The following is a 23,748-nucleotide window of genomic DNA, read 5'->3' as shown; positions in this document are numbered from 1 at the left end:
GCGGCGGAATCGTACGCGAAGCGTGAAGAGGGAGACTCCATGGGGCAGGGGCACGGCTGGGAAGGTGCGGTGCTCAGGCTGCTGGGCGCCAAGAACTTCGCGTTCACGGTGACGGGCGCCGAGGACGTCACCCCGCGGTACCGGCGGGTGCGGTTCACCGACGGCGGCATGCTGGCGGCGACAGGCGTCCACCCGACGATGTGGGTGCGGCTGTGGTTCGACAACGCGGGCAAGCCGCACCAGCGGGCGTACACGCTGGTCGACCCCGACCCGGCCGCCGGGACCTTCAGCCTGGAGTTCGCCCTGCACGAGGGCGTCGCGAGCGACTGGGCGCGGACCGCGAAGCCCGGCGACACGATCGAGGCGACGGTGCAGGGCACGGGGTTCACCGCGCCCCGGCCCGCCCCCTCCCACGTCTTCGCGGTGGCCGACCCCGCGTCGCTGCCCGCCCTCAACTCCCTGCTGGACGCGATGGACGGGACCCCGGCGACGATCTGGTTCGAGACGGACGGTTCGTCCCCGGCCGGGCTCGGCGGGCTCCCCGCGCGGACCGTGCCCTCGCGTCACGAGGTGCGCGCGGTACCCCGCGTCGACGGCGGCGCCGGCCTGGTCGCCCGCGTGAAGGACGACCTCCCCGGCCTCCTGGAGGGGCAGCCGGAACCGTACGTGTGGATCGCCTGCGACACGGCCACGACCCGCTCCCTCACGGCGTACGTCCGCAAGGAACTGTCCCTGCCCAAGCAGCGGGTGAATGCCCTGGGGTACTGGCGCGCCGCCTGACCTCCCGGCCCGCCCTCCCGCTTCGGGACGGCGGGCCCCCGGGGACCCGGGGAGGCGCCACGCGCGCGTGCGGGCGATCATCGAGGCATGGACGCCACTCTTCACCTCGCCCAGCAGCCCGAAGCGGACGAGCTGCTGGGCCGCAGTGCCCTCGCCGCGCTCGTCGGGATGCTCCTCGACCAGCAGGTCCCGATGGAGTGGGCGTTCGCCGGCCCGTACACGATCGCCCGGCGGCTGGAGAAGGACGACCTCGACGCGCACGAGATCGCCGCGCAGGACCCGGAGGCGTTCGCCGCGCTCCTCTCGCAGAAGCCCGCGGTGCACCGCTACCCGGGCTCGATGGCCAAGCGGATCCAGCAGCTGTGCCAGTACCTCGTGGAGCACTACGACGGTGACGCGAGCGCGGTGTGGGAGGGCGTCGGCACGGGCGCGGAACTCCTGCGCCGGCTGAAGGAGCTGCCCGGCTTCGGCACCCAGAAGGCCCAGATCTTCCTGGCGCTGCTGGGCAAGCAGCTCGGCGTACGCCCCGAGGGCTGGCGCGAGGCCGCCGGCGCGTACGGGGAGCCGGAGTCCTTCCGCTCGGTCGCCGACATCACCGGCCCCGAGTCGCTGACGAAGGTGCGGGCGCACAAGCAGGAGATGAAGGCGGCGGCGAAGGCGGCGAAGGCCACCGACAGGTAGGACGCCGGGGCCGCCGGCAACCCCGGTCGGCGACACCACCGGGCGCACGGCCACGGGTGGACGCCGGCATCCATCGGCGACCGGGCCCGAGGCGGCGCCGACGGGCTACGCCAAGAGGGCGGTTCTGGCCTCCGAAGCGATGGGGGCACCGCCGCGGAGGGGGACATCACCTTCCATGAGCACCGCCCCGCGTCCCCCGCACCCGCCGCCGCGGTGCGCACGAGCGCGGGGCGGGACTCCCTCGGGGGCTTCCGCAGGAACTCCCACGGGCGCCCCGCCGTGCACTCGGGTGGGCACGGCGGGCACCCGGACCCTCCCGCCACCTCTCCCCGCCGCGCCCCCGTCGCCGGCGTCCCGGTCGGCGCGGACGTCGTCCCGGGCGGTGCGGGCCACCCGCCGGCACGCGTGGCTGCGGGTCCTCGTCCTCCTGGTCGTCGCGATGCTCGCGACCGGCCCGCACCCCGAGGCGCTCGCCGCGCCGCCCCTCGCCGTCGCCGCCGAGACGGGCGGCCTCGAACAAGACGTGCTCGACACGGCCCTGCGCCCGCCCGCCCGGCACGGCCACCGCCCGCTGGTCCCCCTGCGGCCCGCGCCCCGCCCCGACACCGGACGCCCGGAGCCCACGCCGCTCCGCACGGCCGTCCCGTCGCCCCCGCCGTACGCCCTCGCGCTGCACGTCCTGCGCTGTGTGGTCCTGCGCTGCTGAGAGGCCCGGTCCGCGGACCGTTCCGCACCGGCAGAAGACAGGCAGCACACCGACCACGGACAAGGACACAGCCATGCCCCACGATCCCTACGCGATCCTGCACGCCCTCCTGCGGGCGGAGGCCGTACGCAACGCCCCCAAGACGCAGACGGAGTCCCGTCCCGGGCCGGACGGGCGGCGTGAGCGGACGCCCCGCAAGGAGCACGGACGGCGGTGAGCGCAGGGCGGCCGTCCCCAGCGGGCGGCCGCCCGACCGGCGGCTCTCCCCGGGGAAGGCGGACGCCGACGTGCACCGGGGGGCGCGGGCGACGCTCACACCTTCGGGCCGGTCGTCACCGGCACCCCTCACCCTCCCGGGTGTCGCCGTCCACCCGGTGCCGCGAGCCCGCCCGCCCGGCCTCCGCCGCCGGTCCGCGCCGGTCCGGGCCTCACCGCGGCCTCCCGGGGAACCCCGGACACCTACCGGTCTGCCCCGCTTTCCGCCGTCTTTTCCGGCACCGCACTCCCTCCCCAAGGCTGCGCCCGGAAGGTCTTGACCGGTAGGCTTTCCGTGTGATCTTCAAGCGCATCGGAAACGGCCGGCCGTACCCCGACCACGGCCGGGAAAGCACCCGGCAGTGGGCGGACGTCGCGCCGCGCCCGGTCCGCCTCGATCAGCTCGTCACGACCAAGGGCCAGCTGGATCTGGAGACCCTCCTCGCCGAGGACTCCACCTTCTACGGCGACCTCTTCGCGCACGTCGTGAAGTGGCAGGGCGACCTGTATCTGGAGGACGGACTGCACCGCGCGGTCCGCGCCGCGCTGCAGCAGCGCCAGGTGCTGCACGCCCGCGTCCTCGAACTGGACTGAGCGCCACGGGCCCGCCGGTTGGCCCTTTCGGGTTGGACTGAGCCGCCGCCAATGATCATTTAGTAGTTATCGTCGCCAAGTCGCACTACGCTGCGCCCATGAGCATGCTGACTCCCCCGGGCATGGGCCGCCAGTACCGCATCACGGGGGACAAGTACCCGCGCATGCGCCGACCCCGGGGACGCCGCAGGCTGGCGTTCCTCGCCATCGCCTCCGTCGCCGCGCTGGGGTTGATCGGCTGGGGAACCCTGCAGCTCATCGACGTCTTCACCGGTGGCGGCGACAAGGCGTCGGCGGCCGGCGCCAAGGCGAACTGCGCGAAGAAGGCGAGTCCCTCGCCCGAGGCGTCCGCGGCGGCGGGCACCCTCCCCGAGCCGGGCCAGATCACCGTCAACGTCTTCAACGCCACGCCCCGCGGCGGGCTCGCGAAGAAGACCGCCGACGAGCTGAAGAAGCGCGGCTTCCGCATCGGCGACGTGGGCAACGCGACGAAGGCGTACGACAAGAAGGTCGAGGGCCCCGGGCTGCTGCTCGGCGCGGCGGCCGCGGACGCCGCGGCGCTGCCGGTGCTGAACACCCAGCTCGCCGGTGCCGAGGTCAAGACCGACGGGCGGCAGAAGGCCACCGAGGTCGACCTCGTCATCGGGACCGGCTTCAAGGCGCTCACCGACAAGGAGGACGCCGCCAAGGCGCTGGCCGTGCTGGCCAGGCCCGAGCCGACGCCCTCCGCCACGAAGAAGTCCTGCTGACACCTCCGCCAGGAGGGCCGGCAGGCGGCGGAGCCCGGTGACGGGCCCCGCCGAAAGCGCGGACTACTCCGCGGCGCCGTACATCCGGTCGCCGGCGTCCCCGAGGCCCGGGACGATGTAGCCGTGCTCGTTGAGCCGCTCGTCGACCGACGCGGTCACGACGGTGACCGGGGTGCCGGCCAGGTCGCGCTCCATGATCTCGACACCCTCGGGGGCGGCGAGCAGGACCACGGCCGTCACGTCGTCGGCGCCCCGCTTGATGAGCTCCTGGATCGCCGCGACGAGCGTGCCGCCGGTGGCCAGCATCGGGTCGAGGACGTAGACCTGCCGCCCGGAGAGGTCCTCCGGCATCCGGGTCGCGTACGTGGACGCCTGGAGCGTCTCCTCGTCGCGGACCATGCCCATGAAACCGACCTCGGCGGTCGGCAGCAGCCGCACCATGCCGTCGAGCATGCCGAGGCCCGCGCGCAGGATCGGCACGACCAGCGGGCGCGGGTAGGAGAGCTTGACGCCCGTGGTGGGGGAGACCGGGGTCACGAGGTCGACCTGCTCGGTGCGCACGTCCCGCGTGGCCTCGTAGGCGAGCAGGGTGACCAGCTCGTCGGCGAGCCGCCGGAAGGTCGCGGAGTCGGTGCGGCGGTCGCGCAGGGTGGTGAGCTTATGGGCGACCAGAGGGTGGTCGACGACGTGGAGACGCATGTCCACAACAGTAACCGGGCCCGGCCCGCCCGCCGCCGCCCCGCCCTGGCCCGGAATCCGCCCCCGCCGTGCCGCCCCGGCGCTCCCCGGCCCGCGCCGTCTCCGCGCCCCCGGCCCGCGCCGCGCCCGGACCCCGCCCCGCCGTCCGGCTGGCATCAAACGGGCCGTCGGAGGGAAAGTGGGAGGGACGGACCTGGGGTGGTGTGCCTATGCCGGAGCGGGACGACGACTTCCTGGAACAGCGGGAGGCGGAGGCCGAGCGCCGCAGACGCCGCGCCCGGTTCCTGCGGGAACTGACCGAGGCGCGCGAGCTGCGCGAGCGGGTCCAGCCGCGCCGCGCGAAGGCGGCCCGGCTGCGCCACGCCATGCGCATGCGCACCTTCCGCTGGTAGTCCCGCCCCGGTGAAGGACGTGGTCGGGCCCCTGTCCAGGAATGGTCGCGCGCCCGCTCCCACGGGCGGTGGTCGCGTGGGCGGAGCCCCCGGCCGCGTACGATCCCGCTGGTAGCGATCAAAAGAGGCAGACACAGCAGGCCGAAGACGTCCCCTGGACGCTCTGTTTCTGCCACGATTCCGAGTGGGTGGGGCTCGCAGCAGCGCCTCCGCCCACAGCCTCCGCCGGGGGGACCCCCAACCGGCACGCCTATGACCAGTGGGAGAGTCACGGTGTACTTCGCCGCACTGCTCGCGCGCACCGAAGACGGGTGGGAAGCGAGCGACACAGAGCTCGACGATGTGGAGACCCTGTCGGATTTCACCGACCTGGCCCGCGAGGCCTCGGTCGACGACGACACGGTCCTCCTCCTCATCGAGCAGGAGGACGGATGGTTCGGGGTCGTCCGCGTGGACGGCGAGGAGGACCCTCGTATCTACGTCTCGGACGCCGCCGCAGCATCCCGCAGTTCGTACGGCGAGATCCTGCTCACGGACGAACTTCTCGGAAGGGAGCCCGGTGACGACGACGTCCCCGATCTGGACTCCCTCGACCTCGACGGCACGGAAGACGGTGAGCGAGAGGACCCCGACGACGAAGTGGAAGAAGTGGCCGGCACGTCCGGCGAGGCCGTGCCGCACAGCCCCGTGGGGGACCGCGAGATCCTCGCCGACCTGGGCGTCGGTGAGAAGGAACTGCTCCTCCTCCACGAGGGCGACGCGCTCAACACGATCGCCGAGGCGCTGGGGGCCGCGGAGGTCCTGGAGACCGTCCGTTAGGTTCCCCCGGTGAGCAGCGCTGAGGAGACGTCCCCGCCCGATCCCGTACGTGATCCCTGGCGGGCCGCGATGCGGCTCGCCCTGGACCAGGCCCGGCTGGCCACGGGGGGCGGGGACGTCCCCGTCGGCGCCGTCGTGCTGTCCCCGGACGGCACGACGGTGCTCGCGGCGGGGCACAACGAACGTGAGGCGACCGGCGATCCGACGGCGCACGCCGAGGTCCTGGCCCTGCGCAGGGCCGCGGAACGCACCGGCGAGTGGCGGCTGTCCGGCTGCACGCTCGTCGTCACCCTGGAGCCCTGCACGATGTGCGCGGGCGCGCTCGTGCAGTCGCGGCTGGACCGGGTCGTCTACGGCGCGCGCGACGAGAAGGCGGGCGCGGCGGGCTCCGTGTGGGACGTCGTACGCGACCGGCGGCTCAACCACCGGCCCGAGGTGATCGAGGGTGTCCTGGCCGGTGAGAGCGCGCGTCTGCTGACGGAGTTCTTCCGGGCGCGGTGACCGCCCGGGATCTCCGAAACGGATTTCTGACCACGGCCCACCTTGGGGTAGGGTCTCCCTCGGTAGCGTGTCCGAGCGGCCGAAGGAGCTCGCCTCGAAAGCGAGTGTGGCGCAAGTCACCGAGGGTTCAAATCCCTCCGCTACCGCTTCTGAAGGGCCCCGTCGCGAGACGGGGCCCTTCGTGCTTTCCGCCCGCTTCGGGAGGCGAGGTGAGGGGCCGGTGGACGCGTGATCATGTGCGGGTGCCCGAACACCTGGGCGGGTTACACTCACCGCCGGCAACAGGGGGCCCACCGGGGCGCAGCAGGCACAGCAGGCACAGGGGAGGCCGCGGTGGCGGTGAATTCGAAGAAGATCGCCGTCTACGCACTCGTGGTCTTCGCGCTCTACGTGATCATCACCGACCCCGAGCAGGCCGCCGACTACGTCCAGATAGGGTTCGAGGGCATCTCCAACGCCGCTCAGGCGGTCGGCGACTTCATGACGTGGATCGCCGACGGAGCCCAGGACTAGGGCCCGGCGCCGGGCGGCCGCCCGCCGTACCCCTGGGAGCGCACGTGATCCGCCATCTGGTCCTCTTCAAGCTCAACGAGGGCGTCCAGCGCGACGACCCCCGCGTCGTCGAGGGCGTGGCCGCCTTCCGCGCGCTCGGCGGGCAGATCCCGGAACTGGAGTTCTGGGAGTGCGACTGGAACATCACCGACCGGCCCATCGCGTACGACTTCGCGATCAACTCGGCGGTGGCGGACACGGACGCGCTGAAGCGGTACCTGGAGCACCCCGCGCACCAGGCGGGCGTCGCACTGTGGCGGGAGTTCGCCACCTGGGTGATCGCCGACTATCCCTTCTGAGCCGCGTCACCCGTTCCAGGAGCCTCCCGCCGCGACCGGCGGGGGGCCCTTTTATGTCGTATGCCCGCAGTGGTTACCAACACGGTGTTATGGGGTGCTTGCACACAGTGCACATGTCTTGTGATGCTATGACCGCTTTTGACGGATGAGTTGACGGAGACGTCGACGGATCGTTGACGAATGAAGAGGTGGCGTTGACCGTGTCGGCCAGTACTGCGCCACCCCAGGAGGAAGCCCCCGACCAGGCCCGGGCCCAGGACCGCCCCCGGTCGCCGGCCCCGGCCTCCGCCCCGGCCCAGTCGTCCGTGCCCGCCCGGCCGTCCACCCCCTCTTCTCCCTCTTCTCCCTCTTCGCCCTCCCCGGCGGCCACGCCGGCGCAGTCGCCCGCTCCGGTCCAGCCGGCCGCTCCGGTCCAGCCGCCCGCCGCAGAGGAGCAGCCCGCCCCCGCGCCGGAGAAGCGCCGGGGCGCCGACACCCGGGCCCTGACCCAGGTGCTGTTCGGGCAGCTGAAGCAGCTGGAGCCGGGCAGCCCCGAGCACGGGCGGGTGCGCGGCGCGCTGATCGAGGCCAACCTGCCGCTCGTCCGGTACGCCGCCGCCCGCTTCCGCAGCCGCAACGAGCCGATGGAGGACGTCGTCCAGGTCGGCACCATCGGCCTGATCAACGCCATCGACCGCTTCGACCCCGACCGGGGCGTGCAGTTCCCGACCTTCGCCATGCCGACCGTCGTCGGCGAGATCAAGCGGTACTTCCGGGACAACGTCCGCACGGTCCACGTGCCGCGCCGGCTGCACGAGCTGTGGGTGCAGGTGAACAGCGCCACCGAGGACCTGACGACGGCCTTCGGGCGCTCCCCGACGACCGCCGAGATCGCCGAGCGGCTGCGGATCTCCGAGGAGGAGGTCCTCTCCTGCATCGAGGCCGGGCGCTCGTACCACGCGACCTCACTGGAGGCCGCCCAGGAGGGCGACGGGCTGCCGGGGCTGCTGGACCGGCTCGGCTACGAGGACCCGGCGCTCGACGGGGTGGAACACCGCGACCTCGTGCGCCACCTTCTCGTACAGCTGCCCGAAAGGGAGCAGCGGATCTTGCTGCTGCGCTACTACAGCAATCTCACGCAGTCGCAGATCAGTGCCGAACTGGGTGTGTCCCAGATGCATGTGTCAAGGCTTCTCGCCCGTAGTTTCGCGCGTCTGCGATCCGCAAACAGGATCGAGGCGTAACTCGCGGGAGCGAATCGCTCAGCGGGCTTTTTTCCGACGGTTCTGCACTGATAAACCGTCAGACCCCCTTTTTCCAGGGCCGATTCACCCTTCCCATGTCGACATGTCACTACAGCGTGTTGCCGACATGTGACATTCTGCCGGAAGCGCGTTTGCCGCGGCCTCGCCGCCGGTATTCAGGTGGAGGCTGCGTTCCTCCGACGGGAGCGTCCGCCGCGACCGTCCGCGACCCAAAGGGGGTGGCATGTCCGCAGATCAGGGCAGCTCGAAGGTGCTCACGCTCGCCAAGAGCGACTCGGCGCCCGACGTGCTTCATGACGTCCCGGCCCTTCCGGACCAGGAAGCCGTCCCGGCCCTCCCGGACCAGGAGGCGGCCGTCCCGGCCCTTCCGGTCTCGGGAGCCATCGACACCCGCACCCTGTCCCGCTCCCTGTTCCTGCGGCTCGCCGCGCTCGACGAGAGCAGCCCCGAGCGCGCCTACGTACGCGACACCCTGATCGAGCTCAACCTCCCGCTCGTGCGGTACGCGGCGGCCCGCTTCCGCAGCCGGAACGAGCCGATGGAGGACATCGTCCAGGTCGGCACCATCGGCCTGATCAAGGCGATCGACCGCTTCGACTGCGAACGCGGCGTGGAATTCCCGACCTTCGCGATGCCGACGGTCGTCGGCGAGATCAAGCGCTTCTTCCGCGACACCTCCTGGTCGGTGCGGGTCCCGCGCCGCCTCCAGGAGCTGCGCCTGGCGCTCACCAAGGCCAGCGACGAGCTGTCGCAGAAGCTGGACCGCTCGCCCACCGTCGCCGAACTCGCCGTGGTCCTCGGCGTGTCCGAGGAGGACGTGGTCGACGGCCTCGCCGTGGGCAACGCGTACACGGCCTCCTCGCTGGACTCCCCGGCCCCCGAGGACGACGGCGGCGAGGGCTCCCTCGCGGACCGTCTCGGCTACGAGGACCCGTCCCTGGAGGGCGTCGAGTACCGCGAGTCCCTCAAGCCGCTGCTGGCCAAGCTGCCGCCCCGCGAGCGCCGCATCATCATGCTGCGCTTCTTCGCGAACATGACGCAGTCGCAGATCGGCGAGGAGGTCGGCATCTCGCAGATGCACGTCTCCCGGCTGCTCACCCGCACGCTCTCCCAGCTGCGGGAAGGCCTCATCTCCGACTGAGTCTTCATAATTGACGCACCGTCAGCCACACTGGCGCGATGCGTCGACTCCCGATACGCGACCGCCGAGGCGCCCTGCTGGGTGCCTCGGCGGCTGTCGTCTGCCTGGGTGCCGTGGCCGTCGCCTGCGGGGGCGGCGGGCACGGCGGCGGATACGTGGCGGTCGGTCCGGCGGGCGGTCCGCCCGGTGCGTCCGGGGCCGCGGCCCCGACCGGGGACGTGACGCTGGCGCCGCTGGACGAGAAGGGCGGCACCTCGCCACCGGCCCTCAACGGGCGCCCGGAGCGGGGGCGTTCGGGCCCTGCGCGCTCACCGGCCTCCGGTGCGGGGACCACACCGTCGCCGGGTGCTCAGACGCGGGGTCCCGGTGCCACGGGGGAACGCGGGACGGAGCGGCCGGGTCCCGCGGGCGGGGGCGGTGACTCCGGGCGTCCGGACGGTGGTTCGGGCGGCGGTACGGCGACCGCGAGTCCCCCGGCCGGGCCCGCCGTCCTCACCGCCGGAGAGCCGCGGCGCGCCGCGGGCGAGCGGCGCTGGTGCGAGGAGGTGACCGTCGCCTTCCGCAACACCGGCGGTACGGCGGTGCGTTCGGGCACGGTGACGTTCGGGACGCATGTCGTCGGGGCGCTCGGGATCGACTGGGCGACGGTCGAGTCGACCGAGGACCTGCCGGCGCCGATCGCGGCGGGCGCCGCGGAGGAACGGACCTGGACGGTGTGCGTGGACGCCTGGCGGGTGCCGCTGGGCATGCACGTCGAGACGCGGGACGTGTCCGTGCGGTGGCGGTAGCCCGCCCCTCGGGGCGGGCCGCCGGTTACGAGAGCGCCAGCCAGGCCACCGCGGCGACGACGACCACGGCGGCCACGACGCCGAGGATCAGGCCGATGCGGGGGCCCGACTGAACCGCCTGCTGCCGACGCGCCTGGGGGCCCTCGTCGACGAAAGCCCGGAACATCTGGGTGCTACCCGCGGGGTCGTAGTTGCCCTCGGGGCCCTGGGTGTTTGCCATGGCCCTGGACCCTAGCGAATGCGCGCCGACCGCCCAAGTGCCGGGCTCCCGTTCAGGCCGTCCACCCGGGGTCCGGGGTCGCGCTCCCGACCCGCTCGCGGACCCTTTCGCCGGCTCTCGGGAGGGTTTCCGGCAGCCGGGCCGGGGGACCCGCGCTCGGGTGCCGTACCGGCCGGACGGTCGCCGAGGGCACCGCTTACGCCCCTGACCTGCGGATTTACGGTTGCCAATGCTTGCCTTTGCCAAGTTTTTAGGGCGATCGATCCGATTTCGTTTGCCTGTGGCAACCAACTGTCTCTATGGTTGCCCTAAGCAACGAATACGGGAGGTGCGATGGCCGAGCAGGCGCAGTACGAGGAACTCGCTCGTCAGCTCAGCGCCATCGGTGCCGTGAAGAGGGACATGGGGCGGATCCTGCCGCACGACTGCCCGGCGGGTTCCGCCGCGGTGCTGACGCTGCTCGGCAGGCACGGCGACATGCGGATGAGCAGGCTCGCCGAGCTGCTCTCCGTGGACATGTCGGTGACCAGCCGCCACGTCGCCCACGTCGCGGACCGGGGCTGGATCGAGAGGTCCCCCGACCCGGCCGACAAGCGCTCACGCATCCTGCGCCTCACCGCCGCGGGCCGGCACCGGCTCGACGAGCTCTCCGAGAGGTCGTCGCAGCTGCTGGCCGACCGGCTGAGCCACTGGTCCGACGACGAGGTCGGTCTGCTCATCGAGCTCATGGGCCGGCTGCGCGAGAGCTTCGGCGACTGCCGCGGCACCGCGCCGCACCGCCCGGCGCCCCCGCACTCGTACGCGACAGAACCGACCACCCGTACACCCGCGTAAACGTAAGAGAAGGAAGCCCATGGCAACGACCACACCAGCCGGTGTGCGGGCTCACGCCAAGCACGGAGGTGGGTCCTCCGACGGCGCTCCGATGACGCACCGGCAGATCATGGAGGCGCTCTCCGGGCTGCTGCTCGGCATGTTCGTCGCGATCCTGTCGTCGACGATCGTCTCCAACGCCCTTCCCGAGATCATCGGGGACCTGGGCGGCGGCCAGTCCGCCTACACCTGGGTCGTCACGGCCTCGCTGCTGGCCATGACGGCCACCACGCCCCTGTGGGGCAAGCTGGCCGACCTCTACAGCAAGAAGGCGCTCGTCCAGATAGCGCTGATCATCTACGTCCTCGGCTCCGTGGTGGCCGGCCTCTCGCAGAACGCGGGCATGCTGATCACGGTCCGGGTCGTCCAGGGCATCGGCGTCGGCGGGCTGTCCGCCCTGGCGCAGATCGTCATGGCCGCGATGATCTCCCCCCGTGAGCGGGGCCGTTACTCCGGCTACCTCGGCGCCACCTTCGCCGTCGCCACCGTCGGCGGTCCGCTGCTCGGCGGTGTCATCACCGACACCTCGTGGCTCGGCTGGCGCTGGTGCTTCTACGTCGGTGTGCCGTTCGCGGTCATCGCGCTGATCGTCCTCCAGAAGACCCTGCACCTGCCCGTCGTGAAGCGGGACGTCAAGGTCGACTGGGCCGGCGCGTTCTTCATCTCCGCCGCGGTCTCCCTGCTGCTGCTGTGGGTCACCTTCGCCGGTGACAAGTACGACTGGATCTCCTGGCAGACCTACACGATGCTCGCCGGCGCGGTCGTGCTCGGACTGCTCTTCGTGCTCGTGGAGTCCCGGGCGAGCGAGCCGATCATCCCGCTGCGCCTGTTCCGCAACCGCACCATCACGCTGTCCTCGATCGCCTCGCTGTTCGTCGGTGTCGCGATGTTCACCGGCACGGTCTTCTTCAGCCAGTACTTCCAGCTGGCCCGCGACGAGTCCCCGACGATGTCGGGCGTCATGACCATCCCGATGATCGGCGGCCTGTTCGTCTCCTCCACGGTCTCCGGCCAGGTCATCACCAAGACCGGCAAGTGGAAGGCCTGGCTGGTCAGCGGCGGCGTCCTGGTGACCGCCGGACTGGGTCTGCTCGGCACGATCCGGTACGACACCGAGTACTGGCACATCGCGGTCTTCATGGCGCTCATGGGTCTCGGCATCGGCATGATGATGCAGAACCTGGTGCTGTGCACGCAGAACCAGGTGGCCCCCTCCGACCTCGGCGCGGCCAGCTCCACGGTCACCTTCTTCCGGTCCCTCGGCGGTGCCATCGGCGTCTCCGCGCTGGGCGCCGTGATGGCCAACCGGATCGGCGACTACGCCCGGGACGGACTGAGCGACCTCGGCCCCAAGTACGCCTCCGCGGCCTCCGCGGCGAGCTCCGACAGCAGCATCCCGGACATGGACGCGCTGCCCGGCCCGCTGCGCACGGTCATGGAGAGCGCGTACGGCCACGGCATCGCGGACGTCTTCCTGATCGCCTCGGCGACGGCCCTGATCGCCTTCTTCGTGACCCTGTTCATCAAGGAGGTCCCGCTGCGGACCTCGGGCGGTCTGGCCCAGGCGGCCGCCGAGGCCGACGGCAATGCGGCCGTCCCGGCCGCCGCGGAGTCCCCCGCCGTCGAGACCGCGAGCCGGTCCGCCGCCCGGACGGACACGGCCGACGCGGGCCCCGAGGGCACGCAGCGGCCGGGCGCGGTCGCCACGGCCGCGACCGGGACCCTGCCCGGGTCCGCCGGCATCCCGGTCCGCGGCCACGTCCGCGGCGCCGAGAGCGCGCCCGTGCCGCGGGCCGCGGTGACGCTGATCTCGCTCGCGGGACGGCAGCTCGGCCGGTCGGTCGCGCAGGCCGACGGCGCCTACGCGGTGGACGCGCCCGGCACCGGCTCCTACGTCCTGATCGCCTCCGCCGACGGCTTCCAGCCGCAGGCCTCGACGATCGTCGTCAACGACGAGCCGGTCGCGTACGACATCCTGCTCAGCGGCACCAGCGGGCTGAGCGGTGTGGTGCGGGCCGCCGGTTCCCAGACCGCGGTCGGGAACGCCATGGTCATCGTGACCGATGTGCGCGGCGACGTGCTGGCCACCGGAACCACCGGTGAGCAGGGCGAGTTCACCTTCGCCGAGCTGGTCCCCGGTACCGTGACCGTCGCGGTGAACGCCGCGGGGCACCGCCCGGTGGCCCTGCCCGTCGAGGTCGGCGGCACCGGCGTCACCCGGGTCGAGGTCGAACTCAGCCCCGGCGCCCACGTGCAGGGTGTCGTCCGGGCGCCGGGCGGTCCGCTCGGCGACGCCCGGGTCACCCTGGTCGACGCGGCCGGCAACGTGGTCGGCACGGCGCGGACCGGCGCCGACGGGGCGTACGCCTTCACCGACCTGGACGGCGGCGAGTACACCGTCATCGCGACGGGCTACCCGCCGGTGGCCACCTCGCTGACCGTGAACGGCTCCGGCGCCGACGGCCACGACATCGAGCTCTCCCACCCGGGCGAGTAGTTCGGCCCCGGCCCGCGGGGCGCACTCCGAGCGGAGGTGCGCCCCGCGGGCCGGTCTCTTTTTCGACCGGTCCGGCCGGCCCCGCCGGTCAGGACAGCTTGGCTTGCAAGGAGAAAACGGGATGGGACTGACCGCAAGGATCCGCACGCGGGACGGATGGGCCGTGTCGCACGCGGTCGTCACGGTGACCGACATGACGGGCACCCAGGTGGTGCGGGCCGAGGCCGACGCCGAGGGGGCCGTGCGGGACACGACCGCCCTGGCGCCCGGCGCGTACACCGTCATCGTCACCGCGGTCGGGTACGCCCCCGCCGCGTCCAGCGCGATCGTCACGGCGAGCGGGCGGGCCGACGTGGGGAACGTCGTCCTGACCCGCCAGGGCGGCACCGAACTGCCCCCGCCGGGCCCCTGGACCATCGACCCGGTGCACTCCTCCGTGGGCGCGGTCGCCCAGCACCTGGGCATCTCCAGCGTGCGCGGCCGGTTCACCGAGTTCTCGGGTCTCATCGAGATCGCCCCGGACGAGGTCGCCAAGTCGCGCGTGGAGGCGGTGATCTCCGCGGCCTCCATCGACACCGGGAACGCGATGCGCGACGGGCACCTCACGTCGCCCGACTTCCTCGACGTGGAGAAGTACCCGCAGATCACCTACCGCTCGACCGGGCTGACCCTCGCCGGTTCCGACCGCTGGACGGTGCACGGCGAGCTGACCATGCACGGCGTCGTCCGCCCCGTCGACCTGGACCTGGCCTACCTCGGCACCGGCGCCGACCCGTGGGGCGGCACGCGGGCCGCGTTCCGGGCCACCGCGGAGCTGCGCCGCGAGGACTTCGCGATGAACTACAACCAGGTGCTCCAGGCGGGCATCTCCGCCATCGGCACCACGCTGCGGGTGGAACTCGACATCCAGGCGGTCCAGGGCGACTCCCTGCCGGCCGTCTGACGGCGGGTACCGCGCTGTCGGCCGTCTGACGGCGCGTGAGGCGGCCTCCCTGCCGCGCCGGGCCGGTGGCTCAGCCGCCGGTCCGGGAGCCGCCCGGCGCACTGCCGTCGCGGACCGGGGCACCGGCCACCCGGGCCACCAGGTCCCCGCACAGGTCCCTCAGCTTGACGTTCGAGTCCTGCGAGGCGCGGCGCAGCATGTCGAGCGCCACCCGGGCGTCGCAGCGCTCCTTCGCCATGAGGATGCCGACCGCCTGGTCGATGACGCTGCGCGAGAGCAGAGCGGCCCGGACGTCCCCCGCCGACGCCCGCTGCCGCTCGATGCGCAGCGCCGCGTTGATCGCCTGGGAGGCGCGCGCCGCGAACTCCCGGGCGGTGGTCCGCCGGCCGTCGAAGGCGTGCTCCGTCACGGCGTAGAGATTGAGCGCCGCGTCGGTCTCGCCGTCGACGTCGAGCGGCACCGCGAGGACCGAGCGGACCCCCTGCGCGAGCGCGTACTCGGTGTAGGAGGGCCAGCGGGTCTCCCGCGCGAGGTCCGGCGCGTACTGTTCGACGTCCGCCGCGGCGGCCCGCACGCAGGGCCCGTCGCCGTTCTCGTACTGGCGCTGGTCGAGTCCGCTCGGCAGTCCGTCCGTGCCCGCCAGGGTGAGCAGCCGTCCGTCGCGCCGGACGGTGATGCTGCACGCCGCCGCTCCCTCGACGGCGAGCACCGCCCGCTCCGTGAGGTCCTTGAGCAGCGTGTCGAGGCCGCCGCTCTGAGCCAGCGCCTCGTGGAGGGGGCCGGCGTCCGCCGCGGCGGCCCGCGGTGACCGGGGTGGATCCGCTGGGGGTCTCATACAGACCGGATATCCCGTCGGCACCCGCTCACGCCTGGTCCCTGGCCTCCACAATGCGCCCGGCGAGGTCGCGGAGCTTCACGTTCTCGCGCTGCGAGGTCCGCACCAGGCTGTCGAACGCCTCCGCCGCGTCGATGTCCAGGCGCTCCATGAGGATGCCCGTGGCCTGGCCGATCAGGTCGCGGGTGCGCATGGCCTCGGTCAACTGCTCCCGTACGGTCGCCGACTCCAGCGCGATGCTGACGTGCGCGGTGAGCAGCCGGCCGATGCGGGTGGCCGAGTCGTCGAAGGCCCGCGGCTTGCGCGCGTAGACGGTGAGCACGGTGACCCGGCGGCGGTCTGCGCGCAGGCGCAGGGAGAGCACGGAGCGCAGTCCGAGGCCGGACAGGGTGAGTTCGCCGTCCTCGTCGTCGCCGCTGTCCTCGATTCCCGCGACCGGCGCGCTCCACAGCCCGTTCCAGTACCCGTCGTGCTCCCGGCCGGCGTTCAGGGCGTCGGCGGAGCGGACGACGTCGTCGGTCCAGGCGAGGGTCTGCCGGTGCGCGGTGCGCTCGATGACGGAGACACCGGCGTGCTCGGCGCCGGGCAGGAGGTGCACGGCGAGCCGGGCCGCGGTGCGCAGGGTGCCGTTCGCCGTGGAGGTCTCATGCAGCTGCTGAGCGGCCACCGTCAGAGCTTCGGCCAGCTCGAAACCCGTCGCGAAACGGGGCAATTCAGTAAAGTCGGACGCAGCCACCACGAACCTCTTCGGCATGCATGGCCAGGATCCCGTCGTCGTTCGACGACAGGCCCCAGCGCCATGCGCAGGAGAGCTCCGCAGCACATTCCCGACTGCGAGCACAGGACGAACAGCACTTTAGCTGCTCCGATGGGGTGAGGTTGCGGCTCGGTGGCCGAGCTTCCGAAGTGACCCGCGCCCGTGGTGGAATGGCCGTACAGGTCAGGAAGCGGCCTCATCGGATCCGGACACATGTCTTTCAGGTGAGTTGCCATGACCTTCTCCCCGACCCCACGTGACCTGCCGAACTGCACGCTCGTCACGCTGCCGGCGGACATCGACATCTCCAACGCCGACGCCGTGTACGCCGGGACCATGGGCGTGGTGAACACACGGAGGGACCGACTGCGCCTGCTCGTCCTGGATCTCACCGGGACCGCCTTCATGGACTCACAGGGCGTACGCCTCATCAACGAGGTGCGGGAACAGCTGCACCACCCGCCGCGCACCGAGCTGCGCGTGGTGGCCGAGCCGGACGGACTGGTGAGCCGCGTCCTGGAGCTGACCGGGCTGCGCCGGGACGTCGCCGTGTACGACGACCTGGCCGAGGCGATCGAGTCCTAGGCTGGCCGCATGGCACCCAACATCGCGACGAACACCTCCGTCGCCCTGGACGAGTTGCTCGACTTCGTACGGCCCCGGCACCGCGCCGTCCTGCTGACCCGGCGGGCCGACGGCGGCCCCCAGGGCTCCCCCCTGACGTGCGGCGTGGACGACTCCGGACGCATCGTCGTCTCCACCTACCCGGAGCGCGCCAAGACCCGCAACGCCAAGCGGGACGAGCGGGTCAGCCTCATCGTGCTGAGCGACGAGTGGAACGGGCCCTGGGTCCAGATCGACGGCACCGCCGAGGTCATCGACGCGCCGGACTCCGTCGAACCGCTCGTCGAGTACTACCGCAACATCGCGGGGGAGCACCCGGACTGGGACGAGTACCGGGAGGCGATGCGCAAGCAGGGCAAGTCCATCATCCGCGTCACGCCCGAGCGGTGGGGACCGGTGGCGACGGGCGGCTTCCCCGCGCGGCTCGCCCCGCAGGACTGACCCGGGAGCGGCACGGTCAGCGGAACCGATCCGGGAGCGGCGCGCCCCGCGGGACTTGTGGGGAAGGCGGCGCGTCCCGCAGGACGCACCCGGACCGCGCGGCGGGCCTCGCGGGACTGATTCGGGGGCGGCGCGGTCAGCCCCTGGCGACCATCGCCTCGATGCCCGCGATCAGCGTCTCCAGCGCAAAGGCGAAGTCGCGTTCGCGCATCTCCTCCACCGTGTCGCCGCCGCGGGCCTCCATGAGGTCCGCGGCGTCCTCGAACTGCTCCGCGAACTCCGGCCGGTCGCGGATGCTGCTCATGGCCTGGTGGAAGTACTCGTCCTGGGTCATCCCGGCAGAGGCACAGCGCTGCACGAAGTGGCCCTCGATCGTGCCGAAGCCGTAGACGAACTGGAAGACCGCCGAGAGGGCGCCCGTGCGGCCCTTCGGGGGCAGCCCCGTGTCGCGGATGATCTGCTGCACGCAGTGCGAGAAGGCCATCGAGTGCGGCCCGATGTTGAGGAAGTTGCCGATCAGCGGCGACACCCACGGGTGGCGCACGAGCAGCGCCCGGTAGCCGGCGGCCAGCGAGCGCAACTGGTCGCGCCAGTCCTCGCCCGATCCGGCGTCGGGCGGGTCCAGCTCGCCGAAGGCCGCGTCCAGGGCGAGTTCGAGCAGATCGTCCTTGGTGTCGACGTACCAGTAGACCGACATCGCGGTGACGTTCAGCTCGGCTGCGAGGCGGCGCATGGAGAACCTGGCCAGGCCCTCCGCGTCCAGCAGCCGCACGGTGGCCTGCGTGATGCGGTCCCGGTCGAGCCCCGACGGCTGGCCGCCGCCGCGCGCCGTGCGTCCCCGGGCCGCCTTGCCGTCCAACCAGACACTGGTCCGCGCCGGACGCCCGGCCCGGTCGGCTGCCCTCACCATGGCGCACCTTTCTCGAAACTTGGGGACCCTGCGGTTCTGGTTTCCCGAGGTGGGGACCGGAATCCCCCGGACCTTCCCTCCCGATACCGAGCGGGCGTCACACGGACACCGTCACGGCGGAGTCTGCCCTCTCCGCCCGCCGCAGCAACGCCGCCGCGAGCAGCCCGCCGAGAAGGACGGCCACCGCGCCGACCAGCTGGCTGGTCTCCAGGCCCGACGAGAAGGCGTCGGTGATCCGCTCCCGCTCCCGCGGCGAGCCGGCCGACGCCAGCGCCGCCGGGAGCGAGGCGGCGGCCACCGGTATCAGCGCCGCGAAACGGGAATTGAGGACCGCGCCGAGCACCGCCACCCCGAGGCCGTTGCCGAACTCGGCCAGGGTGCCGTTGACACCCGCGCCGACGCCCGCCCGGGACGGCGGGATCGCGCTCATGACGGCGTGCGCCATGGCGGGGTTCGCGACGGCGCAGCCCGCGCCGATCAGCAGGAGCCCGAGGAGGGTGCCGGGGTAGCCGTGCGCGGCGAGCGTCGCGATCGACACGAGCCCGCCCGACATCAGCACCATGCCGAGGGCGACGGACACCGGCGTGCCGAGCCTCGCCGTCCAGCGCGCCGACAGACCCGAGAAGTTGAGGGCGACGACCGCGAGGGCGAGCGGCGCCGTGCGCAGTCCGGCCTCCAGCGGCCCGTAGCCGAGGACGAACTGGAGGTGCTGGGTGAGCAGGAAGAGCGCCCCGCCCATGCCGAAGGTGATCAGCACGGCTCCCGCGACGGCTCCCGTGAAGCGGCGGTCGCGGAAGAAGCGCAGGTCGAGCATGGGATAGGGGATGCGGCTCTCCCAGTACGCGAAGAGGCTCAGCACCAGGACCGCGACCGCCGCCGGGAGGAGGACCCGGCCGGAGGCCCAGCCGTGCCCCGGCCCGGAGATGATCGCGTAGACGAGCGAGGTCATGCCGACCGTGGACAGCAGCGCCCCGAGCAGGTCGGGGCGGTCGCCGTACGGGTTCTTCGACTCCGGTACGAGGGCCACCACCGCGGCGAGGGCCAGCGCCGCCACCGGGAGGTTGACCAGGAAGATCGCGCCCCACCGGAAGTGGCCCAGCACGAGGCCGCCGAGCAGGGGTCCCGCCGCGAAGCCCAGGGCGTTGACGGCGCTCCAGACGCCGATGGCCTTCGGGTGCTCCTCGGGGGTGAAGATCTGCATCGCCACGGCCAGGGTGGTGGTGAGCAGCAGCGCGCCGCCGACGCCCATCCCGGCCCGGGCGGCGATCAACTGGCCGGTGGAGTCGGCGAGTCCGGCCGCCAGGGAGCCGCAGCCGAACAGCACCAGCCCCGCGACGAGCATCCTCTTGCGGCCGTAGCGGTCGGCGGCGCTGCCCGCCGTGAGCAGCAGCCCGGACTGCACCAGCGAGTACGCGTTGATCATCCACTGGATGTCGGAGGTGCTCGCGCCCAGCTCCCGGGTGAGGGAGGGGATCGCGACGTTCAGGACGGTGTTGTCGAGCAGCACGGTGAGCTGCGCCAGGCAGATGACGCCCAGGATCAGCCAGCGCTGCGGGTGCCCCTGGGGGGTCACGGCGGTACCGGCGTCCTGCTGTGCCGTCATGCGGAGCCCTTCTACGGTGTACGGGAGCGGGTCGTCGTACACCGTAGAACACTCCTCGTACGCCGTACAAGGCGATATCCGGCAGGACGTGGGGAGGCGGTGGGCCGGGGCGGGTGTGCCCCGGCCCACCGCCCGGCCGGACCTGATCCGGGGTCAGGCCGACCACCGCTGGCCGGACCCGACCCAGGGATCAGGCCGGACCACCGCAAGCCCGGACCTCCGGTCAGCCGCCGTTCCTCGGCCGGGTCAGGTCATAGAAGGTGGACGAACCCGCCGTCAGCTTCCGGTAGTTGGCCTCGACCCACGTGGTGATCGCGGACGCGGTCCCGGAGTTGCCGCCACCGCCGCCCATACCGCCCGAGACGAAGTAGTGGATCCTCCCGTCCCGGACGTACTCCTTGAACTGGGCGAGGGTCGGGGACGGGTCGCTGCCGTTGAAGCCGCCGATCGCCATCACCGGCTTTCCGGTCGCGAGTTGATAGCTGGCGCCGTTCTGGGAACCGATGGCCGCCGCCACCCACGTGTACCGGTCGGCGTCGGCCGTCAGCAGCTTCTTGGCCTCGGTGCCCACCGTGGCGCCGTTCAGCAGACCGCCCATGCCACCGGCGCCGCCTTCGGCCGCCCCGCCCCGCGGAACCCGGCCGTTGCCCTGCGGGGCCCCGCCGCCCTGCTGGTTCGCGCCTCCGCCGGGGAAGCCGCCGGTACCGCCCGCCGGGGGCTGCCCCATGCCGCCGCCCTGCTGGGTCCGGCCGGGCATCCCGTCCGGCCGGCCGGCGCCACCGGGACCGCCGCCCCGGCCGCCCATCGTGCTCGCGCCGGCCGGACCGGCCGTCACGATGGAGCCCGAGTGCCCGGTGCCGACCGTGCTCAGGGTGTACGCCGCCGGACCCGCGAGGGCCGCCGCCAAGCTCAGCGCGGCTGCCGCCAGGGCCGTACGGCGGCCCAGCCGGGTCACGAAGAGCAGACCCAGCGCGCCGGTCAGCCCGCCGACGAGGACGAGCCACTTCAGCCAGGGCAGGTGGTCCGGGGTCCGGTCGAGCAGGACGTAGCCCCAGACCGCGCTCGCGGTGACCGAGACGGCGAGCGCGAGGGATGCCCAGAGCCTGCCCCGCTCCTCCCACAGCGCCGTCGCGCCCATGCCGACCACGGCCGCGAGGTAGGGGGCCAGGGCCACCGTGTAGTACTGGTGGAAGATGCCGGTCATGCAGCTGAAGACGACCGCGGTCGTCAGCAGCGCGCCGCCCCAGGCGAGGAACGAGCCGCGGGCCAGGTCTGTCCGCCCGGCCCTGCGGGTCAGCCACAGGCCCGCGACCAGCAGGATCAGCGCGGCGGGCAGCAGCCACGAGATCTGGCCGCCGATCTCGGAGTTGAACATCCGGTCCCAGCCGGTCTCGCCCCACTGCCCGGTGCCCCCACCGCCGCCGACGCTGCCGGTCTCGTCGCCGTTGATGCGGCCCAGGCCGTTGTAGCCGAAGGTCAGTTCCAGGAAGGAGTTGTTCTGCGAGCCGCCGATGTACGGGCGGGAGGAGGCGGGCCACAGCTCGACGACCGCGACCCACCAGCCGCCGGAGACGACCAGCGCGAGCGTGGCCAGGGCGAGCTGCCCGAGCCGCTTCCTCGGCCGCACCGGCCCGCAGACCCCGTACAGGACGGCCAGCGGCGGCAGGACCAGGAAGGCCTGGAGGGTCTTCGTCAGGAAGGCGAGACCGACGGCGACGCCCGCCCAGACCAGCCACTTGGTACGGCCGTCCTCCAGGGCGCGGATCACGCAGTACACCGTGACCGTCGTCAGGAGCGCGAGCAGCGCGTCCGGGTTGTTGAAGCGGAACATCAGCGCGGCGACGGGGGTCAGCGCCAGCACCGTGCCCGCGATCAGGCCGGCCGCCGGGGAGAACCGGCGCCGTACGGCCGCGTAGAGCACGCCGACCGTGGCGACGCCCATCAGCACCTCCGGCACCAGGATCGCCCAGGAGCCGAGGCCGAAGATCCGCACCGACAGGGCCATCGGCCACAGCGCGGCCGGGGGCTTGTCGACGGTGATCGCGTTCGCCGCGTCGAGCGAGCCGAAGAAGAACGCCTTCCAGCTCTGGCTGCCGGCCTGGACGGCCGCGGAGTAGAAGGAGTTGGCGTAACCGGAGGCGCTCAGGTTGTACAGGTAGAGCAGGCCGGTGGCCAGGAGCAGCGCCAAGAGGGCGGGACGCGCCCAGCGCGGGTCCTCGGGGCGTCCACGCCACAGCCGGGACGGGAGGCTCCCGCGGGGCGCGCCGGATCCGGGGGACGCCTGGTGCCGTCCGGCCGGTCCGTGTGCCGGGGCCGGGGCGGGCGGTCCCCAGTTGGGGCCTGCCCCCTGCGCGGTCGTGTCGGGCTGAGTCGTCATCGTGCGTTCCTCGGATCGTGGTCGTGCGGGCGCACCGGCCGCAGCTGCACGGTCGCGTCCCCCCGGGTGGCGTCCGCGGCGTCGCCGGCGCGGAAATCAGTGGTGTCGTACGAGGAGCGGTGCGCCGCCGGACGCTGCGGCAGCGGCGCAGCGGTGGACGGCAGCGCCGCCGTGGGCGGCGCCGGGTGGTGCGAGGCCACGACCGTGGACGCGGGCTCGTCGCGGTCCGGGAACACCCACGCCCGGAAGAGCAGGAACCGCAGCACCGTCGCCGCCAGGTTGGCGGCCACCAGGACCGCCAGTTCCGTGGAGTGCGCGGGCTCGGACGCCGCCGCGTCCAGGGCGGCGAGCGAGCCGCTGGTGAGGACCAGCCCGATGCCGAACACCACCAGCCCCTGGGCCTGATGGCGCACGGCACGGTCCCGGCCGCGCACGCCGAAGGTCAGCCGCCGGTTGGCCGCGGTGTTCGCCACCGCGGAGACCAGCAGCGCGAGCGCGTTGGCGGCCTGCGGGCCCGAGACGGCCCGGAAACCGGAGTACAGCAGCAGGTAGCACAGCGTGGACAGGACGCCCACCACGCAGAAGCCGACCAGCTGACGGGCGAGCCCGCGCGGTACGCCGGCCAGCTCACGGTCGCGCGGATCGTCCCCGAAGGGCCGCGCGAGCCGGTCCAGCGGCAGCGAGCCGGTGGCCAGGGCCCGGCCCACCCGCCACACGCCCTTGAGGTCGTCCGTGGCCGTCCTGACGATGTGCACCGTCGAGTCCGGGTCGTCGACCCAGTCCACCGGCACCTCGTGGATGCGCAGCCCGGCCCGCTCGGCCAGCACCAGCATCTCGGTGTCGAAGAACCAGCCGGTGTCCTCGACCAGCGGCAGCAACGCCTGGGCGACATCGCGCCGGATCGCCTTGAAGCCGCACTGCGCGTCCGAGAAGCGGGCCTGGAGCGAGCCGCGCAGGATGAGGTTGTAGGAGCGGCTGATGAACTCCCGCTTGGCGCCGCGCACCACCCGCGAGGAGCGGGTCAGCCGGGAGCCGATCGCCAGGTCGGAGTGGCCCGAGATCAGCGGGGCCACCAGCGGCAGCAGGGCGTTGAGGTCGGTGGACAGGTCCACGTCCATGTACGCGAGGACCGGGGCGTCCGAGGCGGACCAGACGGTGCGCAGCGCACGGCCGCGGCCCTTCTGCTCCAGGCGGAGGGATCTGACCTCCGCGACCTCCGACTCCAGCCGCGCGGCCACCAGCGGCGTGGTGTCCGTGGAGGCGTTGTCCGCGATCGTGATGCGGAACGTGTAGGGGAAGGTGCGCGCGAGGTGCTCGCGCAGCCGCAGCACACACGGCTGGAGGTCCTTCTCCTCGTTGTGGACGGGGATCACTACGTCCAGGACAGGCGTACCGGCGTTTCCGGCCGGGAGGTGCTCCCGCGCCGGCAGGCTGCCGGGAGAAGAGTCGGTTCGCATGACCCCGACAC

At 72.7% G+C, this 23,748-nt stretch carries 27 protein-coding genes and 1 tRNA gene; 20 read left to right on the top strand and 8 right to left on the bottom strand.

The window, feature by feature from the left end; translation table 11 throughout:
• Nucleotides 1-39 precede the first annotated feature (39 nt).
• The 6 genes from ACWGIS_RS07115 (at nt 40) to ACWGIS_RS07090 (ending at nt 3,765) form a co-directional block, all read left to right on the top strand.
• Nucleotides 40-780, top strand: coding sequence for a siderophore-interacting protein (locus tag ACWGIS_RS07115; RefSeq protein WP_453361376.1), 741 nt, complete (start codon nt 40-42; stop codon nt 778-780).
• Between the two features lie 87 nt (nt 781-867).
• Nucleotides 868-1,461 carry an HhH-GPD-type base excision DNA repair protein gene (locus tag ACWGIS_RS07110; RefSeq protein ID WP_453361375.1) on the top strand — a complete coding sequence of 198 codons (594 nt, stop codon included), beginning with the start codon at nt 868-870 and terminating at the stop codon, nt 1,459-1,461.
• Between the two features lie 382 nt (nt 1,462-1,843).
• On the top strand, nt 1,844-2,167 hold the full coding sequence (locus ACWGIS_RS07105; protein WP_453361374.1) for a hypothetical protein: 324 nt from the start codon (nt 1,844-1,846) through the stop codon (nt 2,165-2,167).
• A gap of 73 nt (nt 2,168-2,240) precedes the next feature.
• Nucleotides 2,241-2,384 (top strand): hypothetical protein, encoded by a 144-nt coding sequence (locus ACWGIS_RS07100; protein WP_453361373.1) that lies wholly within the window; start codon nt 2,241-2,243, stop codon nt 2,382-2,384.
• Nucleotides 2,385-2,719: 335 nt separating this feature from the next.
• On the top strand, nt 2,720-3,016 hold the full coding sequence (locus tag ACWGIS_RS07095; protein WP_003999914.1) for a type II toxin-antitoxin system VapB family antitoxin: 297 nt from the start codon (nt 2,720-2,722) through the stop codon (nt 3,014-3,016).
• A 122-nt stretch (nt 3,017-3,138) separates the two neighbouring features.
• On the top strand, nt 3,139-3,765 hold the full coding sequence (locus ACWGIS_RS07090) for a LytR C-terminal domain-containing protein (protein WP_453361438.1): 627 nt from the start codon (nt 3,139-3,141) through the stop codon (nt 3,763-3,765).
• 63 nt (nt 3,766-3,828) lie between these two features.
• Here ACWGIS_RS07090 and upp read toward each other — a convergent pair whose 3' ends face one another.
• Nucleotides 3,829-4,464, bottom strand: coding sequence for a uracil phosphoribosyltransferase (upp, locus tag ACWGIS_RS07085; protein ID WP_453361372.1), 636 nt, complete (start codon nt 4,462-4,464; stop codon nt 3,829-3,831).
• 209 nt (nt 4,465-4,673) lie between these two features.
• On the opposite strand from upp, the gene ACWGIS_RS07080 reads away from it, so the two are divergent.
• The 9 genes from ACWGIS_RS07080 (at nt 4,674) to ACWGIS_RS07040 (ending at nt 10,200) form a co-directional block, all read left to right on the top strand.
• The gene (locus tag ACWGIS_RS07080; RefSeq protein WP_453361371.1) at nt 4,674-4,856 is read left to right on the top strand and encodes a hypothetical protein; all 183 of its coding nucleotides are present in this window, start codon (nt 4,674-4,676) and stop codon (nt 4,854-4,856) included.
• A 273-nt stretch (nt 4,857-5,129) separates the two neighbouring features.
• A complete protein-coding gene (locus ACWGIS_RS07075; protein WP_453361437.1) occupies nt 5,130-5,675 on the top strand; it encodes a tRNA adenosine deaminase-associated protein in 546 nt (181 codons plus the stop codon).
• 69 nt (nt 5,676-5,744) lie between these two features.
• Nucleotides 5,745-6,176, top strand: coding sequence for a tRNA adenosine(34) deaminase TadA (tadA, locus tag ACWGIS_RS07070; protein ID WP_453361436.1), 432 nt, complete (start codon nt 5,745-5,747; stop codon nt 6,174-6,176).
• Between the two features lie 61 nt (nt 6,177-6,237).
• Nucleotides 6,238-6,322: transfer RNA gene (locus ACWGIS_RS07065), tRNA-Ser, on the top strand.
• 187 nt (nt 6,323-6,509) lie between these two features.
• Nucleotides 6,510-6,689 (top strand): hypothetical protein, encoded by a 180-nt coding sequence (locus ACWGIS_RS07060; RefSeq protein ID WP_453361370.1) that lies wholly within the window; start codon nt 6,510-6,512, stop codon nt 6,687-6,689.
• A gap of 44 nt (nt 6,690-6,733) precedes the next feature.
• A complete protein-coding gene (locus ACWGIS_RS07055; RefSeq protein ID WP_355796263.1) occupies nt 6,734-7,027 on the top strand; it encodes a Dabb family protein in 294 nt (97 codons plus the stop codon).
• 200 nt (nt 7,028-7,227) lie between these two features.
• Entirely contained in the window at nt 7,228-8,250 is a 1,023-nt protein-coding gene (locus tag ACWGIS_RS07050) for an RNA polymerase sigma factor SigF (protein WP_453361369.1), read from the top strand.
• A gap of 244 nt (nt 8,251-8,494) precedes the next feature.
• Nucleotides 8,495-9,412, top strand: a complete 918-nt coding sequence (locus ACWGIS_RS07045) for an RNA polymerase sigma factor SigF (protein ID WP_453361368.1) — start codon at nt 8,495-8,497, stop codon at nt 9,410-9,412.
• A 38-nt stretch (nt 9,413-9,450) separates the two neighbouring features.
• Nucleotides 9,451-10,200 (top strand): hypothetical protein, encoded by a 750-nt coding sequence (locus ACWGIS_RS07040; protein ID WP_453361367.1) that lies wholly within the window; start codon nt 9,451-9,453, stop codon nt 10,198-10,200.
• Nucleotides 10,201-10,225: 25 nt separating this feature from the next.
• Here the strand turns inward: ACWGIS_RS07040 and ACWGIS_RS07035 are convergent, their stop codons facing one another.
• Nucleotides 10,226-10,420: a hypothetical protein gene (locus ACWGIS_RS07035; RefSeq protein ID WP_453361366.1), complete on the bottom strand. Its 195-nt coding sequence runs from the start codon at nt 10,418-10,420 to the stop codon at nt 10,226-10,228.
• Nucleotides 10,421-10,753: 333 nt separating this feature from the next.
• Here ACWGIS_RS07035 and ACWGIS_RS07030 point away from each other — a divergent pair, with 333 nt between their 5' ends.
• From ACWGIS_RS07030 to ACWGIS_RS07020, 3 genes are all read left to right on the top strand, one after another.
• Nucleotides 10,754-11,254, top strand: coding sequence for a MarR family winged helix-turn-helix transcriptional regulator (locus ACWGIS_RS07030; protein ID WP_453361365.1), 501 nt, complete (start codon nt 10,754-10,756; stop codon nt 11,252-11,254).
• Between the two features lie 19 nt (nt 11,255-11,273).
• Nucleotides 11,274-13,790: an MFS transporter gene (locus tag ACWGIS_RS07025; protein ID WP_453361364.1), complete on the top strand. Its 2,517-nt coding sequence runs from the start codon at nt 11,274-11,276 to the stop codon at nt 13,788-13,790.
• 121 nt (nt 13,791-13,911) lie between these two features.
• On the top strand, nt 13,912-14,733 hold the full coding sequence (locus ACWGIS_RS07020) for a YceI family protein (protein ID WP_453361363.1): 822 nt from the start codon (nt 13,912-13,914) through the stop codon (nt 14,731-14,733).
• A gap of 70 nt (nt 14,734-14,803) precedes the next feature.
• Here the strand turns inward: ACWGIS_RS07020 and ACWGIS_RS07015 are convergent, their stop codons facing one another.
• Together ACWGIS_RS07015 and ACWGIS_RS07010 are read right to left on the bottom strand one after the other, a co-directional pair.
• Entirely contained in the window at nt 14,804-15,568 is a 765-nt protein-coding gene (locus ACWGIS_RS07015; RefSeq protein ID WP_453361362.1) for an ANTAR domain-containing protein, read from the bottom strand.
• Between the two features lie 28 nt (nt 15,569-15,596).
• Nucleotides 15,597-16,322, bottom strand: coding sequence for a GAF and ANTAR domain-containing protein (locus ACWGIS_RS07010; RefSeq protein ID WP_453361361.1), 726 nt, complete (start codon nt 16,320-16,322; stop codon nt 15,597-15,599).
• Between the two features lie 237 nt (nt 16,323-16,559).
• Between ACWGIS_RS07010 and ACWGIS_RS07005 the strand changes: the two genes are divergently transcribed.
• Both ACWGIS_RS07005 and ACWGIS_RS07000 read left to right on the top strand, forming a co-directional pair.
• Nucleotides 16,560-16,910, top strand: coding sequence for an STAS domain-containing protein (locus tag ACWGIS_RS07005; protein WP_453361360.1), 351 nt, complete (start codon nt 16,560-16,562; stop codon nt 16,908-16,910).
• Nucleotides 16,911-16,919: 9 nt separating this feature from the next.
• Nucleotides 16,920-17,390: a PPOX class F420-dependent oxidoreductase gene (locus ACWGIS_RS07000; protein ID WP_453361359.1), complete on the top strand. Its 471-nt coding sequence runs from the start codon at nt 16,920-16,922 to the stop codon at nt 17,388-17,390.
• 136 nt (nt 17,391-17,526) lie between these two features.
• Here the strand turns inward: ACWGIS_RS07000 and ACWGIS_RS06995 are convergent, their stop codons facing one another.
• The 4 genes from ACWGIS_RS06995 to ACWGIS_RS06980 all read right to left on the bottom strand — a co-directional run bounded on the left by ACWGIS_RS06995 (nt 17,527) and on the right by ACWGIS_RS06980 (nt 23,737).
• Nucleotides 17,527-18,300 (bottom strand): TetR/AcrR family transcriptional regulator, encoded by a 774-nt coding sequence (locus ACWGIS_RS06995; protein ID WP_453361358.1) that lies wholly within the window; start codon nt 18,298-18,300, stop codon nt 17,527-17,529.
• Between the two features lie 97 nt (nt 18,301-18,397).
• On the bottom strand, nt 18,398-19,903 hold the full coding sequence (locus ACWGIS_RS06990) for an MFS transporter (protein WP_453361357.1): 1,506 nt from the start codon (nt 19,901-19,903) through the stop codon (nt 18,398-18,400).
• A 223-nt stretch (nt 19,904-20,126) separates the two neighbouring features.
• Nucleotides 20,127-22,280, bottom strand: a complete 2,154-nt coding sequence (locus ACWGIS_RS06985) for an ArnT family glycosyltransferase (RefSeq protein WP_453361356.1) — start codon at nt 22,278-22,280, stop codon at nt 20,127-20,129.
• The gene (locus ACWGIS_RS06980; protein ID WP_453361355.1) at nt 22,277-23,737 is read right to left on the bottom strand and encodes a glycosyltransferase; all 1,461 of its coding nucleotides are present in this window, start codon (nt 23,735-23,737) and stop codon (nt 22,277-22,279) included. Before ACWGIS_RS06980 ends, ACWGIS_RS06985 begins: the two co-directional genes overlap by 4 nt.
• Nucleotides 23,738-23,748 lie beyond the last annotated feature (11 nt).

It is taken from the genome of Streptomyces sp. NPDC054842 (assembly GCF_053611025.1).
Note: the sequence above shows the minus strand (reverse complement) of the source record. Positions and strands in the feature narration are given on the sequence as shown.

Bases quoted from the DNA above. Each gene is read 5' to 3' on its own strand.
- ACWGIS_RS07115 (WP_453361376.1), top strand. From the start codon at position 40: ATGGGGCAGGGGCACGGCTGGGAAGGTGCGGTGCTCAGGCTGCTGGGC.
- ACWGIS_RS07110 (WP_453361375.1), top strand. From the start codon at position 868: ATGGACGCCACTCTTCACCTCGCCCAGCAGCCCGAAGCGGACGAGCTG.
- ACWGIS_RS07100 (WP_453361373.1), top strand. From the start codon at position 2,241: ATGCCCCACGATCCCTACGCGATCCTGCACGCCCTCCTGCGGGCGGAG.
- ACWGIS_RS07090 (WP_453361438.1), top strand. From the start codon at position 3,139: ATGGGCCGCCAGTACCGCATCACGGGGGACAAGTACCCGCGCATGCGC.
- upp (WP_453361372.1), bottom strand. From the start codon at position 4,464: ATGCGTCTCCACGTCGTCGACCACCCTCTGGTCGCCCATAAGCTCACC.
- ACWGIS_RS07080 (WP_453361371.1), top strand. From the start codon at position 4,674: ATGCCGGAGCGGGACGACGACTTCCTGGAACAGCGGGAGGCGGAGGCC.
- tadA (WP_453361436.1), top strand. From the start codon at position 5,745: ATGCGGCTCGCCCTGGACCAGGCCCGGCTGGCCACGGGGGGCGGGGAC.
- ACWGIS_RS07045 (WP_453361368.1), top strand. From the start codon at position 8,495: ATGTCCGCAGATCAGGGCAGCTCGAAGGTGCTCACGCTCGCCAAGAGC.
- ACWGIS_RS07040 (WP_453361367.1), top strand. From the start codon at position 9,451: ATGCGTCGACTCCCGATACGCGACCGCCGAGGCGCCCTGCTGGGTGCC.
- ACWGIS_RS07035 (WP_453361366.1), bottom strand. From the start codon at position 10,420: ATGGCAAACACCCAGGGCCCCGAGGGCAACTACGACCCCGCGGGTAGC.
- ACWGIS_RS07030 (WP_453361365.1), top strand. From the start codon at position 10,754: ATGGCCGAGCAGGCGCAGTACGAGGAACTCGCTCGTCAGCTCAGCGCC.
- ACWGIS_RS07025 (WP_453361364.1), top strand. From the start codon at position 11,274: ATGGCAACGACCACACCAGCCGGTGTGCGGGCTCACGCCAAGCACGGA.
- ACWGIS_RS07020 (WP_453361363.1), top strand. From the start codon at position 13,912: ATGGGACTGACCGCAAGGATCCGCACGCGGGACGGATGGGCCGTGTCG.
- ACWGIS_RS07015 (WP_453361362.1), bottom strand. From the start codon at position 15,568: ATGAGACCCCCAGCGGATCCACCCCGGTCACCGCGGGCCGCCGCGGCG.
- ACWGIS_RS07010 (WP_453361361.1), bottom strand. From the start codon at position 16,322: ATGCCGAAGAGGTTCGTGGTGGCTGCGTCCGACTTTACTGAATTGCCC.
- ACWGIS_RS07005 (WP_453361360.1), top strand. From the start codon at position 16,560: ATGACCTTCTCCCCGACCCCACGTGACCTGCCGAACTGCACGCTCGTC.
- ACWGIS_RS07000 (WP_453361359.1), top strand. From the start codon at position 16,920: ATGGCACCCAACATCGCGACGAACACCTCCGTCGCCCTGGACGAGTTG.
- ACWGIS_RS06995 (WP_453361358.1), bottom strand. From the start codon at position 18,300: ATGGTGAGGGCAGCCGACCGGGCCGGGCGTCCGGCGCGGACCAGTGTC.
- ACWGIS_RS06990 (WP_453361357.1), bottom strand. From the start codon at position 19,903: ATGACGGCACAGCAGGACGCCGGTACCGCCGTGACCCCCCAGGGGCAC.
- ACWGIS_RS06985 (WP_453361356.1), bottom strand. From the start codon at position 22,280: ATGACGACTCAGCCCGACACGACCGCGCAGGGGGCAGGCCCCAACTGG.
- ACWGIS_RS06980 (WP_453361355.1), bottom strand. From the start codon at position 23,737: ATGCGAACCGACTCTTCTCCCGGCAGCCTGCCGGCGCGGGAGCACCTC.